We start from the raw sequence: 17860 nt of genomic DNA on the forward strand, positions 1-17860 counted from the left end.
GGTCCTTATCAGGTGGACCTGCATGGTTGAGCTGTGCTGGGTCAAGCTCCGCGGGGCCGGTCATAAGACAATAGGGGCTGCTTTACAGAATCGTTGCCCGCTCTTTCCTATGGACACCACACTTCCCATCGCGCTGCTTGGCGGTATCTCGCCCGAGAAATTCATGCGCACCTACTGGCACAAGAAACCGTTGCTGATCCGCCAGGCGATCCCCGGTTTCAAGCCCATCCTGAATCGTGCACAGCTGCTGGCGCTGGCGGGCGAAGAGGGCGTGGAGGCGCGCCTGATCGAGCAGTTGGGTGATGGGGCCTGGAAGCTTTCGCACGGTCCGTTTCCGCGCCGCAAGCTGCCGGCGTTGAGCAAGCCCGGCTGGACGGCCTTGGTGCAAGGCGTGGACCTGCACAACGAGCAGGCGCATGCGCTGCTGCAGCAGTTCCGCTTTGTGCCCGATGCGCGCATGGACGACCTGATGATCAGCTTCGCCACTGACCAGGGTGGCGTGGGTCCGCACTTCGACAACTACGATGTGTTCCTGCTGCAGGCTCATGGCAAGCGCCGCTGGCGCATCGGCCGCCAGAAGGACTTCTCGCTGCAGCCCGATGTGCCGTTGAAGATCCTGACCAACTTCGAGCCCGAGGAAGAGTTCGTGCTGGAGCCCGGCGACATGCTGTACCTGCCCCCGAAGTGGGCGCATGACGGCATCGCCGAGGGCGAGTGCATGACCTACTCGATCGGCTTCCGCTCGCCCAAGCAGGACGAGATGGCGCGCGAAATCTTCCTGCGCATGTCGGATGCCCCGGACGAGTGCCCCAAGGACGTGGTCTACAAGGACCCCAAGCAGCCTGCTGTGGCACATCCTGCCGAGATCCCCGCCGACCTGTACGATTTCGCGCGCGAGGCCCTGAAGAAGGCCCTGGCCGAACCCCTGGCGCTGGAGCGCGCGCTGGGCGAGTACATGAGCGATCCCAAGCCGAATGTCTGGTTCGAGCCTGCGGACGATTTCGGCATGCTCGAAGGCGTGCGCCTGAACCGCCGTACCCGCATGCTGTACGACGCCAAGCACATCTTCATCAACGGCGAAAGCTATCTGGCCGGCGGCAAGGACGCCCAGCTGATGCGCAAGCTGGCCGATGAGCGCCAGCTGTCGCGCCGCGAGGTGCAGCAGTTCAGCGACGATGCCCTGGAACTGCTGTCGTCCTGGGTCGATGCCGGCTGGGCCGACAGCGTCGAAGGCTGATTTGGTTCTTGTTACAAATTTAGTGCGCAAAGCTGTAAACCAAGTTTGTAACTGGACCGTTGTGCAGGGGAAGCCAATGCTGGCTATCGGCATTGGTGGCAGGAATTGCGGCAAGTCTGCTGCGCCGCCCCCAACTTTTTACACCCCTAGAGGTATTGACATGAAAAACTCTCTCATCTTGGCTACCGTGATCGCTTCTGCTGCTTTGGTCGCTTGCGGCAAGAAGGAAGAGGCTCCCGTGGCTGCTCCTGCAGCCCCTGCTGTGGAAGCTCCCGCTCCTGCCGCTGAAGCACCTGCTGCTCCCGCCGCTGAAGCCGCTGCTCCCGCTGCTGAAGCCGCTGCTCCTGCTGCTGACGCTGCTGCTCCCGCAGCCGCTCCTGCCGCTGACGCTGCTGCTCCTGCTGCCGACGCTGCCAAGTCCGCCATCGAAGCCAAGTAATTGGCTCCCTCCAGCGGGTTTCCGCTGGGGCGTGAATGAAAAACCCGCTGCGCATGTGCGCAGCGGGTTTTTTTACGCCTTGTAAGGCTTGATGCGCGTGTGAGCAGCGCATAAAAAAACGCCAGTCGCAGGACTGGCGTCGGTGGCGCTGACCAGGGGGCCAGCGGCGGTGGTGCTTACTTCAGGTCGTCGGCAATCACGCGCACGATGCGCTGTGCCGCCTGGGTGGTTTCGGGTTGGCCCTTGGCGTCCAGCACGGTGACCTGGGTCTTCTCGCCCGCGGTGCGCACGGCGATCTGGTACTGGCCGGGCTTGTTCTCGGGCTTGCTGCTGAACCAACCGCTGAACCAGCCCTTCTTCTTCTCGGTGCTGTCGGCGCTGGGCGGTACGTAGCGCACAAAGTACAGGCCCTTGCTGCGGTCACGGTCTTCCACGGTGAAGCCGGTGCGGTCCAGGGCCACGCCCACACGGCGCCAGGCACGGTCGAAGGGCTCGCTCAGTTGCAGGGCCGGCAGGCCGTTGACGGTGGCGATCTGGGCAGCTGCCGTGGGCTGTGCGGCCACGGCCTTGTTGGAGGCCACCAGGGCGCGCGACTGCTCTTCGCTGGTGCCCAGCTTGATCATCAGGCGACGCAGGAATTCGGTTTCCAGCTCGGGATCGGCCGGGCGGGGCTGCCAGATGGTCGAGTCCTTGTTGGTGTTGCTGTAGACCTCTTCCATGCCACGGTGGGTGATGTAGATCTCGGTCTTGCCGTCGGCACGGCGCTCCAGGCGGGTGCGGAAGCGGTCACGCTCGCTGGTGGAGTACAGGGAGTCGAACACCTTGCCCAGCGTGGAGCGGATGATGTCCTGCGGCAGCTTGGCGCGGTTCTCGGCCCATTCGGTCTCGATGATGCCCAGATCGGACTTTTCCTGCGCCAGGTTGAAACCATGGTCCAGCCAGAACTCGCGGGTGGGTTCCCACAGCTGGTCCACGGGACGGTTTACGACCAGCCAGCGCTTGTCGCCATCGCGCATGATTTCGACGTCGCCCACTTGCAGCGGGGCCGCGCGCTCCACGGTCGGCACCTGGGCCTGACCGGCCTGCAGCGCCACGGCCGAGACCGAGCGGTCGGGGCTGGCGGTGTAGCGGGTGTCTTTGGTGAGCTGGGTCAGATCGGGCGGCACTTCCAGCGTGCTGCCCTTCTTGGCGCTCTTGTAGTCGATCTTGCCCTCTTCAATGACGGAGCAGGCAGACAGTGCGACGGCCAAGCCGATCAGGCTCAAACGGGCGGTGTGTTGTGTCACTTTCACGCGGAATTCCTTGGGTGATGCAAAAAGCAAAAGGCAGGACCGGTCAGATCAAACCGGCGTTGCGCAGCGCGGTTTCTACCACAGGCTGGTTGGCGGCCGACAATTCGGTCATGGGCAGGCGCAGCGTGCCGCCGCAATGGCCCATGCGCGCCACGGCCCATTTGACGGGAATGGGGTTGGCTTCCACGAACAGGTGCTTGTGCAGGGGCATGAGCTGGAACTGGATCTCCATGGCACGCTGGATGTTGCCGGCCAGCGCAGCCGCACACAGTTCGCTCATCAGGCGTGGGGCCACGTTGGCGGTGACCGACACGTTGCCGTGACCACCGCACAGCATCAGGGCCACAGCGGTCGGGTCATCGCCCGAGTACACGCCAAAGCCCTGGGGCACATCGCGGATCAGCCATTGTGCGCGCTCGATGTTGCCCGTGGCTTCCTTGATACCGAAGATGCTGTCGATCTGTGCCAGGCGCAGTACGGTGTCGTGCAGCATGTCGGCCCCGGAGCGGCCGGGCACGTTGTACAGCATCATGGGCAGGTCGCCCACGGCTTCGGCAATCGCCTTGAAGTGCTGGTACTGGCCTTCCTGGGTCGGCTTGTTGTAGTAGGGCACGACCTGCAGCTGGCTGTCGGCGCCCACCTTCTTGGCGTACTTGGCCAGTTCGATCGCCTCGTGGGTGCTGTTGGCACCGCAGCCGGCCATCACGGGCACGCGGCCTTGCGCCTGCTCGACGGCCACGCGAATGATCTCGCAGTGTTCCTCCACGTTGACCGTGGGGGACTCGCCCGTGGTGCCGACCACGCCGATGCAATTCGTGCCTTCGGCGATGTGCCAGTCGATCAGTTTGCGCAGGCTGGGGTAGTCGACGCTACCGTCGGCGTGCATGGGTGTGACAAGGGCAACGATGCTGCCCTGCAGGGCGACGGAAGAAGTGGTCATGTCCGCAAAGTGAAACGGGAAAAAAAGCATTCTACCCAGCCGCTTTCGGAGTGCGAACACAGGCCAGACACAGAGGCAACGTGTGGGCCCCTGTTTTTAGCTATTTTGATGTAAATCTCTGCCGCCCTGGCGAAAAACAATCGACCTTTGCAGGGGGCGTTTGCCCCCTGAGCACCCGCCGCCAAGCGCGGCGCATGGGCCAAGGGCCCTGACACGGAGGACCGTCCGTGGGCTGGGCGTGTGCGGCAGCTCACGCGGCATGCACCCAGGCATCGACGGCGGCTTGCGCCAGGCGGTCCAGCAGATCCGCGGCATCGGGCTGCCGCACCACGACAAAGCGCAGCGAGTCATCGCTGGTGCGCAGGCGCACCAGGGCCAGTTGCTGCGGCGCCAGGTGCTGCGCCAGGCTGTCAAAGCCGTCTTCCATGCCGTGGCCCTGGGTGCTAGTGTCCCAGTGCCAGTCGTGGGCGCCGGGCAGCCAGCGGCTGCCGGCCAGGCCGTCGGCGTCCTTCCAGTCCAGGCGGGCGAATTGTGGCCCCACGGCCAGCAGGTGCTGCCAGTACAGCGTCAGATCGTTGTCCTCGCCGCACAACTCCAGCAGGTCGGGGTCGAAGTCCGGGTCCTCGGTGTCCCAGCCAAAGTCATCGGGGTCCGGCTGTGCGACCGCCGCGCGCCAGGTGGCGACCAGGGCGGTGGCTGCCTCGGCATCGCCCAGGCACAGGGTGCGCGCCACGTCCTGCATCCAGTCCGTGTCTTCGGCATCGACCAGGTCGCTGCGGCGCAGTACGCGCACTTCGACGTCGGTGTCTCCCTCCAGGCCGCGACGCAAGGCCTGGGTGATATCGCCCCAGGTTTCCCCGGTGGGGGTGAAGCTGAAGTCCTTGAGCGAGAACCAGCCCATGGCGGCCTCGGGCCCGCTGCCAACGCCGGCCAGCAGCAGGTTTTTATTGACCGTACGGGCCAGCGGCGGACACCACAAGTCCGGCGCGCTCAGCAACTGGCCCTGGGTGTTGAACACGCGGAGCTGGCCTTCGGGGCTGTAGGCCAGCAGCTTGCCACCGGGAAAGACCTTGGGGGGCGAGTCGTTGAAGCCCCGCTCGATCTGGGCGAACGCACAGGGCACGCGCAGCGTGCCGCTGCGGTGCAGCACGCCTTCAAGCAGGGGGCTGCTGCGGTCGCCCGGGCGCTGGCGCTGAAAGGCCACGGCCAGCCCGTTCTTGGGGTTGAAGTTCAGCACATGCTCGTAGGGGCTGTCGAACAGGGGCTGGCCCGAGGCATCCAGCACCATCACGGTGTCGTCGCTGCGGCGGGCACGGATCAACTGGTCGTCGGGGAACAGGTCGATGGCCGTCAGACCGCTGTGCAGCAAGGCCAGATCGGGCAGGCGGTGCAGTGCGTAGTGGCCCTCCGCGGTGCGCGACTGCATCAGCTGCGGGGTCAACGCCCAGGCTTCGCGGTGGCCCAGGTCGGGCTGCACCAGCCACAGGCCGTTTGCATCCTGAATGCCGCAGCGTTCATCCTGGCCAGGGGTCTGCGGCGGATAGCCCAGGTTGATGCAGCCGCCACTGGCGAAGGCGCTGTGGGCGCCGGCCTCCGGCGACAGCAGCCAGCGGCCATAGGGGGTGACCAGGCCGACGGGCCAGTGCTCGCGCTCGTCCTCGGTGCGGCAAGGCTGGCCGGTGCGCGGGTGCAGCCGGGGCATGACCTCGTAGGCGTCGATCTCCTCTTCCCATGCCGCGTAGTAGCGCTCTTCGTAGGCGTCGGCCAGCCAACTGGGCCAGTCGTCGCTGTGGGCACGCTCGATGGTGGCGGTGCGTGCCACCACGGCGGGGTTCCACCAGCCCAGCTGGTGGTCCGGGTGCTGCTGCAAAGCGTGTAGCGGTTGTGGCAGGCTGGAAGCGCTGCAATCCCATAAAAGGCATTGATCGCGCTGGGCCTGCAGAAAGGCGGCAAATTCGGGGGTGCCCAGGTCGTGCGGGCACAGCGTGGCGCAGTCCAGCAGCAGCCATTGGCGCTGGCTGGTGGTAATGGTGTGGTCAATCGCCTGCCATTGCTGAGCGAGCGCGGCGGGCCAGTTGCCGGGCGCGGCGCCCAGCAGGTGCTTGAGCCATGCCCAGCGGGCCTGCACCTGGGTCATGGGTGCGGCCAGGGCCGACAGGCTGTCCGCCTCTTGATAGAAGCTGCAGGGCACCCGCTCAGGCAAGTGCAGTGCATCGCCCATCAGCAGGCTGAACAGCAGCGGCGTGTGGTTGAACCATTCGGCCCAGCCCTCGCAGACCGCACCGGGGAGGCCGGGTTCGGTGGGCCAGAGGGTGGTGGCGGTCGGGCGTTCGTCGTGGGCCAGCAGCAGGGCGTAATTGGGCATGGGGGCAATTGCGGAAAAGGCGCCAGTGCGGCAAACAATCAGGCGGACAGCGCCACGGGGGGCGATGCAGTCAGACCGGGCGCGATGGCGGCCACGCGCTGCACCACGCGCTCGGGCTGGCGCAGCAGACCGTGCTCGTAGGCCACGACGGTCCAGCCAGCGCAGACCTGCAGCAGTTCACCGGGGGCCAGCAGGAAATCGGGGCGCGAGGGCTTGCCGTAGGCAGCGTTGCCCTGGGCAAAGGTTTCGTACAGCAGCACCCCACCGGGCCGGACGCTGGCCAGCACCTGCGGCCACAGTGGGCGCCACAGGTAGTTCGTCACCACCACGGCGTCAAAGCGGCGGTCCTGCAGGGGCCAGGGGGCGTTTTCCAGGTCGGCGACCAGGGTGTCCACCTCCGGGGGCAACGCGGCCAGCGCGTGCGCATCGCGGTCCACGCCGGTCACAGCATGGCCCTGGGCGGCCAGCCAGCGGGCGTGGCGGCCGCTGCCACAGGCCAGATCCAGCACCTGTGCGCCAGGTGGCAGCAGGTGGGCAAAGCGTTGGACCCATGCGGAAGGTGCAGCGGTCACGGCCGCCGCGTGGGAAGAGCAAGTCATAGGCCGCCAATATACGCGGCCCTGGCCGGGGCTCAGTGCGGCTGCACGTCGTCCTGCAGTGCGGCCAGCGCCATGCGCTCGACCACGCCGGGCGCCAGCAGCTTGAGCCAGCGCCCCAGCTTGCCGCGCGTGGTCATCACCACCTCGCGCTGGCGGTGCTGCATGCCCGCCAGGATCAGGCGCGCGCACTCGGCCACCGGCATCGCACCTTCTTCCTTCAGGCCGCTGCGGCCCGCGGCCTCCCCGCGGGCGTTGTAGCCGTGGTAGCGGATGCGGGTGTCCACCACGCCCGGGTAGGCCAGGGTGACACTGACGCCCTGGGGCTTGAGTTCCGCGCGCAGCGCCTCGAAAAAACCGTTCATCGCAAACTTGCTGGCGCTGTAGGCCGTGCGCCCCGGCACCCCCACCAGGCCGGCCAGCGATGACACTGCCACAATCCGCCCGCGCCGTGCCTGCAAGTGGGGCAGGGCCGCGTGGGTGCACCACACGCTGCCCCAGAAGTTGGTGCGCATCACGCTCTCGTACCAGTGCAGGTCTTCGCTGCGCACGTCTGAGAACAGGGCATGGGCCGAGACACCGGCGTTGTTGATCAGGGTGTCGATGCCGCCAAACTGCTGCACGGCCTGGTCGATCAGGGCGCGGCATTGTGTAGGGTCGGACACGTCGGTGGGGACCACCAGCACCTGGGCCTGGGCCTCGCGGCAGGCCTGGGCCACGCTGGCCAGGTTGGCCGCCGTGCGGGCGGCCAGCACCAGTTGGACTTGGGATTGGTGGGTGTGGGCCAGCTGGCGGGCCAGTTCAGCGCCGATGCCCTCCGAGGCACCGGTGATCACAAAGCAGGGCACAAGGCGACTCCCGGCCCACCCCCTGGGCCGGGGAGCCCAGGCTCAGAAGCAGGCCCAGATATAGCCGGCCAGTGTGACCATGAAGTCCGGCAGCGTGTACAGGGCAAACACCCCCAGCAGCACGGCCAGCACGCAGGCCCAGATCAGTGCGCGCTGCCACAAGGGCAGCGCCAGGGGCAGGGAGGAGGGGGCGGCGCTTGTCATGCCGGCCATCTTACGCGGAGGCCGGCCGGCGCACCAGGCTGGCCTCGCGGATGGGCAGGTTCACCAGCGCCGCAAAAATGCCCAGTGCGATCGACACATACCAGACCATGTCGTAATTGCCGTTCTGGTCGTACAGGTAGCCGCCCAGCCACACGCCCATGAAGCTGCCGATCTGGTGGCTGAAGAACACGAAGCCGCCCAGCATTGACAGGTGCTGCACGCCAAAGATCTGCGCGATGGTGGCATTCGTCAGCGGCACCGTGGACAACCACAGAAAGCCCATGGCGGCGGTGAAGCAATAGACCGACCACGGCGACAGCGGCGCCAGCAGGAACAGTACCGTCACCACCGAGCGCAGGCCGTAGATGCCCGACAGCACGTAGCGCTTGCGCATGGGGTACTTTTGGCCCAGGTTGCCCGCCAGGTAGGTGCCGAAGATGTTGAACAGCCCCACCAGCGCCAGGCCGATGCTGGCCACGTGTGGGGCCATGCCGAAGTCCTTGAGGTAGCTGGGCATGTGCACGCCGATGAACATCACCTGGAAGCCGCAGACGAAATAGCCCGACAGCAGCAGCACGAAGCTGGGGTTGGTCCAGGCTTCCTTCAGGGCCTGGCCCACCGTCTGCTCGCGGTGCAGCACCGCGCCCTTGCCAAAGCCTGGCTCGCGCAGGCCGAAGGCCAGCACGGCGATGATCAGCGCCATCAGCGCCAGGATCAGCAGCGCATTGCTCCAGCCGAACTGGGCAATCAGCGTGCCTTCCACCGGCACCATGAAGAACTGGCCGAACGAGCCGGCCGCGGCCGTCACACCCATCGCCCAGCTGCGCCGTTCCACCGGAATCTGGCGCCCCAGCACGCCGTAGATCACGGCATAGGTGGTGCCGGCCTGTGCCGCCCCGATCATCAGCCCCGTGGTCAGGGTGAACAGCAGCGTGGTCGGCGACAGCGCCATGCCCACCAGCCCCAGCGCGTACAGGATGGCGCCGCCAATCAGCACCTTGAAGGCGCCGATGCGGTCGGCAATCATGCCCACGAAGATGCCGAACACCCCCCAGGACAGGTTCTGGATGGCAATCGCCAGCGAGAAGCTCTCGCGCGTCCAGCCCATTTCCTGGGTGATGGGCAGCAGCCACAGACCGAAGCCATGCCGAATGCCCATGGCCAGTGTCACGACCATGCCCCCGCACAGCAGCACCTGGAGCATGGGCAGGCGCTGCATGGATTGTTGTGATTGGTTTTGCATGGAAAGCAATGTAGCGAATTGCTTCGCCACCTGCTGCAACCTGCGGGATAGGCATTGCATATTCCCGCCATCAGGTGGCACGATGCCGCCTTTGCGACTCGGAGTCTGGTCTTGGTTACTGTGAATTTATCCAGCACTGAGCTGTGGCCGGAACTACAATCCGCCCCCATGGCAGCTAAACCCTCTACTTCTGCATCCGCGTATTCCGAAGGCTCGATCCGCGTGCTCAAGGGCCTGGAGCCCGTCAAGCAACGCCCGGGCATGTACACCCGCACCGACAACCCCCTGCACATCCTGCAGGAGGTGATCGACAACGCCGCCGACGAAGCGCTGGCCGGTTTCGGCAAGAAAATCAAGCTCACCCTGCACACCGACGGTTCTGTCAGTGTGGAAGACGATGGCCGCGGCATTCCGTTTGGCCTGCACCCCGAGGAAAAAGCCCCCGTGGTAGAGCTGGTCTTCACCCGCCTGCACGCCGGCGGCAAGTTCGACAAGGGCAACGGCGGGGCCTACAGCTTCTCCGGTGGCCTGCACGGCGTGGGCGTGTCCGTGACTAATGCCCTGGCCACGCGCCTGGAAGTGACCGTGCACCGCGACGGCGAAGTCGCCACGCTGGCGTTTTCCGGTGGCGATGTGGTCGAACCCCTGGCCCGCCGTGCCATGGTGGCCGGCGACCGCAAGCAGGGCACCACGGTGCGCGTCTGGCCCGACGCCAAATACTTCGACAGCCCCCACCTGCCCATGGGCGAGCTGGTCCACCTGCTGCGCTCCAAGGCCGTGCTCATGCCCGGCGTCAGCGTCACGCTGACGAATGAAAAGACCAAGGACGTCCAGCAGTGGCAGTACAAAGGCGGCCTCAAGGACTACCTGGAGCAGACGCTGACTGCCGACGCCGTCATCCCGCTGCTCGAAGGCGAAGGCTATGCCGACAAGCACAGTGACACCTTCAGCGAAGGCGAAGGCGCCGCCTGGTGCCTGGCCTTCACCGAGCAGGGCGCGCCCATGCGCGAGAGCTACGTCAACCTGATTCCCACCACCGCTGGCGGCACGCACGAAAGCGGCCTGCGCGATGGTCTGTTCCAGGCCGTCAAAAGCTTCATCGAGCTGCATGCCCTGCTGCCCAAGGGCGTCAAGCTGATGCCCGACGACGTGTTCGCGCGCGCCAGCTTCGTGCTTTCGGCCAAGGTGCTGGACCCGCAGTTCCAGGGCCAGGTCAAGGAAAAGCTCAACAGCCGCGATGCCGTGCGCCTGGTCTCGGGCTTCGTGAAGCCCGCGATGGAGCTGTGGCTCAACGCGCATGTGGAGTTCGGCAAGAAGCTGGCCGAGCTGGCCATCAAGGCCGCGCAAATCCGCCAGAAGGCCGGCCAGAAGGTCGAGAAGCGCAAGGGCTCCGGCGTGGCCGTGCTGCCCGGCAAGCTGACCGACTGCGAAAGCCGCGACATTGCCGACAACGAGGTGTTCCTGGTCGAGGGCGACTCCGCCGGTGGCTCGGCCAAGATGGGCCGCGACAAGGCCACCCAGGCCGTGCTGCCGCTGCGCGGCAAGGTGCTCAACACCTGGGAGGTGGACCGCGACCGCCTGTTCGCCAACAACGAGGTGCACGACATCTCCGTGGCAATCGGCGTCGACCCCCACGGCCCCGAGGACACGCCCGACCTGTCCGGCCTGCGCTACGGCAAGATCTGCATCCTGAGCGATGCGGACGTGGACGGCTCGCACATCCAGGTGCTGCTGCTGACCCTGTTCTTCAAGCACTTCCCCAAGCTGATCGAAGCCGGTCATGTGCACATCGCGCTGCCGCCGCTGTTCCGCGTGGACGTGCCGGCGCGTGGCAAGAAGCCCGCCGCCAAGGTCTATGCCCTGGACGATGGCGAACTGAACGCCATCCTCGACAAGGCCGCCAAGGAAGGCGTGGCGCGCGAGAAGTGCCAGATCAGCCGCTTCAAGGGCCTGGGCGAGATGAACGCCGAGCAGCTGTGGGAAACCACGCTCAACCCCGACACCCGCCGCCTGCTGCCGGTGCAGGTCAGCAGCCTGGATGCGGCCGCTTCGGCCCACATCTTCGGCCAGCTGATGGGCAAGGGCGAAGCCGCCGCGCGCCGCGAGCTGATGGAGCTGCACGGCGACGCGGTGGAGGTGGATATCTGATTTGTCCGGCTTGCCAACGGCACGCACAGTGCTTAAATGTGAGTGATGACTAACGCTGCCCCCTCGACCACCCTGTGCTCCAGCGCCCGCCTGGCGCGTGCGCGCTGTGCGCTGCGCCAGCTGGCGCTGGCCAGCCTGGGCATGGTGGCCAGCGTGCAGGCCCAGGTCCAGACCTCGGCGCCGTCCGCAGGGGACACCTGGTTTTTCGTCGACCTCCAGGGCGAGCTGCACTACGCCACCGAGCAGGTGGACGAGCGCTACCACCGTTTCTCCATCAGCCCGCTGCCCCCGGGTGACGGCCCGCTGTTTGTCGACGTGCGCGCGGCCGCCAGTGCCCTGGCCGAAGCGACGCACACCGACCCCGAAGCCGCCGCGCGCTACTTTGCCGAAAGCAGCGGCTACCAGCGCCATGCCGGCCAGCTGCGTGCCGCCGCCGACCAGCATGGCGTGGACGAGCAATTGCTCAAGGCCATCGCCACGGCGGAGTCGGGCTTCAACGCCCAGGCGGTCTCGCCCAAGGGGGCCATCGGGCTGATGCAGGTCATTCCGGACACGGCCCTGCGCTTTGGCGTGGAGGGCGACAAGAAGCGCTCGCTGGAGCAAAAGCTCAAGGACCCCGCCATCAACGTGCCGCTGGGCGCGCGCTACCTGCGCCACCTGCAGACCCTGTTCCCGGGCCGCACCGACCTGGTGGTGGCCGCCTACAACGCCGGGGAGGGGGCTGTGCAGCGCTACGGCAACCGGATTCCGCCCTACCAAGAAACACAAAATTACGTGAAAACCGTGATGACCCTCTACCAGAGCCTGCAGCCCCGCTGGGGCGGCGACAGCGTCTCCACCCTGTGCAACATGCCTGCCCAGCAGGTGTGCAGCGTGGCCCGCAGCGCGCGCCTGCGCAGCAGCCTGCCGGCCCGCCGAGGGCGCACCGTCCGGTGATGCGGCGCCGCGTTGCGCACCGCCCGCACCCACGTCCCTGATTCAGATGCAGGGCCCCGGCATTGGAGGAGATGCCGAGTGCCCGCAGCCACAACGAAGAAACCATGAGCGAACACACCCCATTGTTGGACCTCTCCACCCAGGCTTCGGGTGATGCCCTGGAACTGGGCCAGTACGCCCAGCGCGCCTACCTGGAATACGCGCTGAGCGTGGTCAAGGGCCGTGCCCTGCCCGACGTGGCCGACGGCATGAAGCCCGTGCAGCGCCGCATCCTGTATGCGATGGAGCGCATGGGCCTGAGCTATTCCGGCCCCAACAACAACACCGCCGCCAAGCCCGTCAAATCCGCCCGCGTGGTGGGCGATGTGCTGGGCCGCTTCCACCCGCACGGCGACCAGTCCGCCTACGACGCCCTGGTGCGCATGGCCCAGGACTTCAACCAGCGCTACCCGCTGATCGACGGCCAGGGCAATTTCGGCAGCCGCGACGGTGACGGCGCCGCCGCCATGCGCTACACCGAGGCGCGCCTGTCCAAGATCACCACGCTGCTGCTCGACGAAATCGACGAGGGCACGGTCGACTTCGTGCCCAACTACGACGGCAGCACGCAGGAGCCCAGCCAGCTGCCCGCGCGCCTGCCGTTTGCCCTGCTCAACGGCGCCAGCGGCATTGCCGTGGGCCTGGCCACGGAAATCCCCAGCCACAACCTGCGCGAAGTGGCCAGCGCCTGCGTGGCCCTGCTCAAGCAGCCCGGCCTGTCGGACGACGAGCTGTACGCCCTGATCCCCGGCCCCGACTACCCCGGTGGCGGCCAGATCATCAGCAGCGAGCAGGACATCCGCAACGCCTACAGCACCGGGCGCGGCAGCCTCAAGGTGCGTGCGCGCTGGAGTATTGAGGAGCTGGCGCGCGGCCAGTGGCAGATGGTGGTCAACGAGCTGCCGCCCGGCGTGTCGGCGCAGAAGATCCTGGAAGAGATCGAGGAACTTTCCAATCCCAAGGTCAAGACCGGCAAAAAAGCGCTGACGCAGGAGCAGCAGCAGCTCAAGGCCACTGTGCTGTCCGTGCTGGACGGCGTGCGCGACGAGTCTAGCAAGGACGCCCCCGTGCGCCTGGTGATCGAGCCCAAGACCGGCAAGACCCCGCAGCAGGACCTGATCACCACCTTGCTGGCCCACACCAGCCTGGAGAGCAACGCCAGCATCAACCTCACCATGATCGGCCTGGACGGCCGTCCGGTGCAGAAATCGCTGCGCCAGATGCTGCAGGAGTGGGTGGAGTTTCGCCAGACCACCATCACCCGCCGCTCCACGCACCGGCTGGAGAAGGTGCAGGCCCGCATCCACATCCTCGAAGGGCGGCAGATCGTGCTGCTCAACATCGACGAGGTGATCGCCATCATCCGCGAGAGCGACGAGCCCAAGGCCGCACTGATCGCCCGCTTTGACCTCAGCGACCGCCAGGCCGAGGACATCCTCGAAATCCGCCTGCGCCAGTTGGCGCGGCTGGAAGCCATCAAGATCGAAAAGGAACTGAACGAGCTGCGCGAGGACGAAGGCAAGCTGCAGGACATCCTGGCCAACCCCAAGAGCCTGCAGCGCCTGATGGTCAAGGAGATCGAGGCCGACGCCAAGACCTTTGCCGACGAGCGCCGCACCCTGATCCAGGAAGAGAAGAAGGTCACCGCCGAGATCAAGGTGCCGGACGAACCCGTCACCGTCATCGTCTCGGACAAGGGCTGGGTGCGCACCCACAAGGGCCACGGCCACGAGGCCGGCAACTTCAGCTTCAAGGCCGGCGACCAGCTGTGGGGCACCTTTGAATGCCGCACCGTGGACCAGCTCATCGTCTTCGGCACCAACGGCCGCGTCTACAGCGTGCCCGTGGCCACCCTGCCGGGCGGGCGTGGCGATGGCCAGCCCATCAACACCCTGATCGACCTGGAAGCCGGCAGCAAAATCGCCAGCTACTTCGCCGGCCCGGTCAGCGCGCAACTGCTGATCAGCGGCAGCGGCGGCTATGGCTTCATCGCCAAGGTCGAGTCCATGTGCGCCCGCAACAAGGGCGGCAAGGGCTTTGTCACCATCCAGGACGGCGAAACCCTGTGCCAGCCCTCCGTCATCGGCGGCACCAACGGCAGCGTGGAACTGCCCGATGCCACCCACGTCGCCTGCCTGACGGCCAGCGGCAACGTGCTGACCTATGCCCTGTCCGAACTCAAGCTCATGACCGGCGGGCGCGGCCTGCAGCTGATGAAGGTCGAGGACCAGGACGCCCTGGTCGGCGCCGCTGCCTACACCCGCTCCGTGCGCATCACCGGCGTGGGCCGCGGCGGCAAGGAACGGGAGGAATCGCTGGAGATCCGCTCGCTGAATGCCGCACTGGGCAAGCGCGGCGCCAAGGGCAAGACCACGGGGTGGACGTTCAAACCCACGGGGATTTTCCGGGCGGAGTGAGGATCTGCTAATTGGATAGCTGGAGGCGCTTGTTGGATCAGCGCTGGAGGCTGAAAAGGCTGTTAACTCTTTGCGGAGTTGACAGCCTTTTTGCTTTGGGTGTTGTGCTGCTTGCGAGCGACAGCTCGTGCCCTGCTTACAGAGACCGGTAGTCGCCCAGCGACGAACCGATTTCTCTTGCTTCGTCAAAAGAAACCGGGGAAAGAAAAGACGCTGCTTGCAGCGGGCTGGTCCGGGGGAACTCGCTGCACGCGTGCAACGCTCCGCTCATACAGCCGCAGTAAGCATGAAGTACTGCAATGAGGCACACCAACCTTGTGGCTGGCGTGAGGGTGACGTCTCCGTTTTCTCCCTCTCGCGTTATTTGAATCAAAAATTGATTTTTGACTTGATCGCGCAACATCAGCGCTGCCAGCGATGTGAAGCGGTTTTCCGCAGTGCCGCATGGCGAGTCGTCAGGCCATGGTCAACGCCCAGTTGGGGCGGGCCGGTTTTTGCAGCACCTGCAAAAACAGGGACACGACGGGATAGCGGTAGCCGTTGTGGCTGAGGGCATGGTGGGCCAACGAAGGAGCTATCCAGGCGTGGGCGTCCATGGGCAGGGCCTGGGCGCATTCCAGGTGGTGGTCGATCTCGTCCTGAAGGTTCGTGGCTTCGCCGGGTGCGCAGGGGGCACAAAACAGAGCCGCCAAGTGGTAGCCGTAGTCGGCCACGTTACGCCCGTCGTCGGCGACGCGTTCCAGGCCCAGCTGGAAGCAGGTGGCGGTGTTGTTCAGGCGCGGGTAGGTGACCTTGGCCTCGATGTAGAACTCTTCGGTCGCATTCGCCAAGTACAGGTCGCAGCGGCCCTTGCGGTGGGGGTTCAACGCGGGGCTGTTGTCTGGGGTGGACGTGGCGTCGAGGCTGGGGACCGCATATTTCAGACTCTGGAATTCTTCCAGTGCCACCATGCCTGCCTGCCACGCAGCGGCGCTGAGCATGCCCACGTTAGCGCGTTCGTTGTACCAATAGGGCAGGTCGTCGCCTTGGAACAGGTTGACGTAGCGCTGGGTACCGTCGATCCAGGCCTGCAGCACGGGGCGCAGCACTTCCAGGTCATTGTCGCGGATATGGATGCCTTGGCGGGGCATGGGCAAGCTTCCTCGGTCTTGTGGTGCTGCCGCAAAGTGTAGGCGGCGGTGTGCCCACAGAATGTGTGCGTTGTGGCGCGTTGCCTGGAGAAAGGCAGGGGCTTGAGTTGGGGCAAAAGGCTCTGGTTTTTTAACCGCCTGGCCTGCAGGCTGAGAGCAGGGCTTTGGGCAGAAGCGAGTCTCCCGCTAGGGTGGGGGTGTAGGAAACCATAGCTGCCTGCTCTGGTGGCACCTGCGTCAAGTGGCAAAAACATGTCAAAACCCTTCTACTGATCCAGAACCGGGTGAAAGCGTTTTACCCTCGGGTTTTTGGCTTCAATGCTGTTTTTGCACCATGACCATTTCCACCTCCGGCCCCGTCACCCGCCACCATGTGGGCGCCCGCCTGTCTGAAATCGCCATCCACCACGGCACCGTCTATCTGGCGGGGCAGATCCCCGAGCACAGCCCCGGCGCCGACATGCGCGTGCAGACCGAGGAGGTGCTGGGCCACGTGGAGCGCCTGCTGACCGAGGCCGGCAGCAGCAAGGCCCACATCCTGATGTGCCAGATCTTCATCCGCGAGGCGCAGGACATTGCAGCGATGAACGCGGTGTGGGACGCCTGGATCGTGCCCGGCCACACGCCGCCGCGTGCGACGGTGATTGCGCCGGCCATCAACCCGGACTACCGCATCGAGGTCATCGTCACCGCTGCGCAAATCGCCGCAGACTGAGTTCGGCATAAAAACGGGCTTGCGCGCAGGCCCAGCAAGCGCGACCAGCTATGGATTTGAAAGCCCTGGCGGCGCCGGCAGTGCGCAGTGGGGGCGAGGCCCTCAGTCCTTGGCCATGCGGCGCGACAGCACCAGCAGGGCAGTCACGGACAGCAGGCCCAGCGCGGCCGACAACCACAGCGCTTGGCCCTGCCACTGCGCCAGCGCCACGCCAAACAGCCACGGGGCCAGTGCCTGGGCCACGCGCGCCGGGCCTTGCAGCAGGCCCTGGCGGTGGCCGTAGCCCTGGGGCCCGAACAGTTGCAGCGGCAGCGTGCCCCGGGCAATCGTCAGCATGCCGTTGCCCGCGCCGTGCAGCACGCCAAACAGCAGCGCCCCGGGGGGGCCCAGCAGCAACAGCAGGGCGGCGCCCACGGGGTGCAGCACGGTCGCCAGCCGGGCGTTGACCAGCGGCGGCAGGTGGCGCAGTAGGCTGAACTCCAGCAGGCGCGCGGCCACCTGGGCCGGTCCCATCAGCATGCCCACTGTCAGGGCCAGCCCGGCCGCGATGCCACAGGCCTGCAGCAGTGCCGGCAGGTGCGCGGCCATGGCGCTGCTGATGAAGCCCGAGGCCGCAAACACCAGGGCCAGCAGGCCCGTGCGCAGATCGAGCCGGGGGCGCTGTGCGCCGTCAGGCCCCGCCGTGGGTGCCGGTGCGGGCGTGGGCGCCTGCCGGTCGCTGGGCAGGGACAGGTACAGCGGCAGGCAGAGGACCAGGTGCACGCCGGCCCAGACCCAGCAGGTGCTGCGCCAGCCCAAGTGCAGCTGCATCCAGTGCGTCAGCGGCCAGCCGACGGTGCTGGCAAAGCCGGCCAGCAAGGTGATGCCGGTGATGGCCGTGCGCGCCTGCTGCCCGTACAGGCGCACCACGGTGGCAAAGGCTGCTTCGTACAGGCCGCTGGCAATGCCCAGGCCCAGGCCGCACCAGGCCAGCAGCAGCGACCACAGGCCCTGCGCATGGCCCAGGGCCACCAGGCTGGCGGCAAACAGCACGCTGGTGGCCGCCAGGATGGCGCGCCCGCCCCAGCGGTCCATGGCCTGGCCGACGCGCGGCCCCACCAGGGCGGCCACCCCCAGCGCAAGGGAAAAGGCGGCAAACACCGTGGGCGTGGCCAGCCCCAGATCGGCCGCCATGGGGGCGGCCAGCATGGCAGGCAGGTAGTAGGTGGAGGCCCAGGCCAGGGTCTGGGCCAGACCGAGGGTGAGGACGACGCGGCGTTGGGAGGGCGGGGCCATGGCGGGTGCGGGCAAGCGGTGACCGCATGGTAGCCG

Annotated in this window: 15 protein-coding genes; 6 read left to right on the top strand and 9 right to left on the bottom strand. The window is 66.4% G+C overall.

Going from position 1 to position 17860, the window contains the following annotated elements; genetic code table 11:
* The first annotated feature begins 109 nt into the window (after positions 1-109).
* Together FYM52_RS13875 and FYM52_RS13880 are read left to right on the top strand one after the other, a co-directional pair.
* Positions 110-1237, top strand: a complete 1128-nt coding sequence (locus tag FYM52_RS13875) for a cupin domain-containing protein (RefSeq protein ID WP_042415408.1) — start codon at positions 110-112, stop codon at positions 1235-1237.
* A 160-nt stretch (positions 1238-1397) separates the two neighbouring features.
* The gene (locus FYM52_RS13880) at positions 1398-1676 is read left to right on the top strand and encodes a hypothetical protein (RefSeq protein ID WP_081770617.1); all 279 of its coding nucleotides are present in this window, start codon (positions 1398-1400) and stop codon (positions 1674-1676) included.
* Between the two features lie 176 nt (positions 1677-1852).
* Here the strand turns inward: FYM52_RS13880 and bamC are convergent, their stop codons facing one another.
* From bamC to FYM52_RS13910, 7 genes are all read right to left on the bottom strand, one after another.
* Positions 1853-2962 (bottom strand): outer membrane protein assembly factor BamC, encoded by a 1110-nt coding sequence (gene bamC / locus FYM52_RS13885; RefSeq protein ID WP_042415552.1) that lies wholly within the window; start codon positions 2960-2962, stop codon positions 1853-1855.
* Positions 2963-3011: 49 nt separating this feature from the next.
* Entirely contained in the window at positions 3012-3908 is an 897-nt protein-coding gene (gene dapA, locus FYM52_RS13890) for a 4-hydroxy-tetrahydrodipicolinate synthase (RefSeq protein ID WP_043379481.1), read from the bottom strand.
* A gap of 250 nt (positions 3909-4158) precedes the next feature.
* Positions 4159-6273: a hypothetical protein gene (locus FYM52_RS13895; protein ID WP_154164520.1), complete on the bottom strand. Its 2115-nt coding sequence runs from the start codon at positions 6271-6273 to the stop codon at positions 4159-4161.
* Positions 6274-6311: 38 nt separating this feature from the next.
* A complete protein-coding gene (locus FYM52_RS13900; RefSeq protein WP_154164521.1) occupies positions 6312-6872 on the bottom strand; it encodes a bifunctional 2-polyprenyl-6-hydroxyphenol methylase/3-demethylubiquinol 3-O-methyltransferase UbiG in 561 nt (186 codons plus the stop codon).
* 32 nt (positions 6873-6904) lie between these two features.
* On the bottom strand, positions 6905-7717 hold the full coding sequence (locus FYM52_RS13905; protein ID WP_162524732.1) for an SDR family oxidoreductase: 813 nt from the start codon (positions 7715-7717) through the stop codon (positions 6905-6907).
* A 42-nt stretch (positions 7718-7759) separates the two neighbouring features.
* Positions 7760-7921: a hypothetical protein gene (locus tag FYM52_RS18735; protein ID WP_162858926.1), complete on the bottom strand. Its 162-nt coding sequence runs from the start codon at positions 7919-7921 to the stop codon at positions 7760-7762.
* A 10-nt stretch (positions 7922-7931) separates the two neighbouring features.
* Entirely contained in the window at positions 7932-9125 is a 1194-nt protein-coding gene (locus FYM52_RS13910; protein WP_154164531.1) for an MFS transporter, read from the bottom strand.
* A gap of 207 nt (positions 9126-9332) precedes the next feature.
* On the opposite strand from FYM52_RS13910, the gene FYM52_RS13915 reads away from it, so the two are divergent.
* The 3 genes from FYM52_RS13915 (at position 9333) to parC (ending at position 14704) form a co-directional block, all read left to right on the top strand.
* Positions 9333-11312, top strand: a complete 1980-nt coding sequence (locus FYM52_RS13915; protein WP_154164522.1) for a DNA topoisomerase IV subunit B — start codon at positions 9333-9335, stop codon at positions 11310-11312.
* A 45-nt stretch (positions 11313-11357) separates the two neighbouring features.
* Positions 11358-12248 (top strand): lytic transglycosylase domain-containing protein, encoded by an 891-nt coding sequence (locus FYM52_RS13920; RefSeq protein WP_238826217.1) that lies wholly within the window; start codon positions 11358-11360, stop codon positions 12246-12248.
* A gap of 104 nt (positions 12249-12352) precedes the next feature.
* Positions 12353-14704 (top strand): DNA topoisomerase IV subunit A, encoded by a 2352-nt coding sequence (gene parC, locus FYM52_RS13925; protein WP_154164523.1) that lies wholly within the window; start codon positions 12353-12355, stop codon positions 14702-14704.
* Between the two features lie 455 nt (positions 14705-15159).
* Here parC and FYM52_RS13930 read toward each other — a convergent pair whose 3' ends face one another.
* Positions 15160-15834: a hypothetical protein gene (locus FYM52_RS13930; protein ID WP_154164524.1), complete on the bottom strand. Its 675-nt coding sequence runs from the start codon at positions 15832-15834 to the stop codon at positions 15160-15162.
* Positions 15835-16168: 334 nt separating this feature from the next.
* Here FYM52_RS13930 and FYM52_RS13935 point away from each other — a divergent pair, with 334 nt between their 5' ends.
* Positions 16169-16549: a RidA family protein gene (locus FYM52_RS13935; RefSeq protein ID WP_154164525.1), complete on the top strand. Its 381-nt coding sequence runs from the start codon at positions 16169-16171 to the stop codon at positions 16547-16549.
* 102 nt (positions 16550-16651) lie between these two features.
* Here the strand turns inward: FYM52_RS13935 and FYM52_RS13940 are convergent, their stop codons facing one another.
* Positions 16652-17824, bottom strand: a complete 1173-nt coding sequence (locus FYM52_RS13940) for an MFS transporter (protein WP_154164526.1) — start codon at positions 17822-17824, stop codon at positions 16652-16654.
* Positions 17825-17860: the final 36 nt, after the last annotated feature.

It is taken from the genome of Comamonas sp. CAH-2, assembly GCF_009668305.1.
Taxonomy (GTDB): Bacteria; Pseudomonadota; Gammaproteobacteria; order Burkholderiales; family Burkholderiaceae_C; genus Comamonas; species Comamonas aquatica.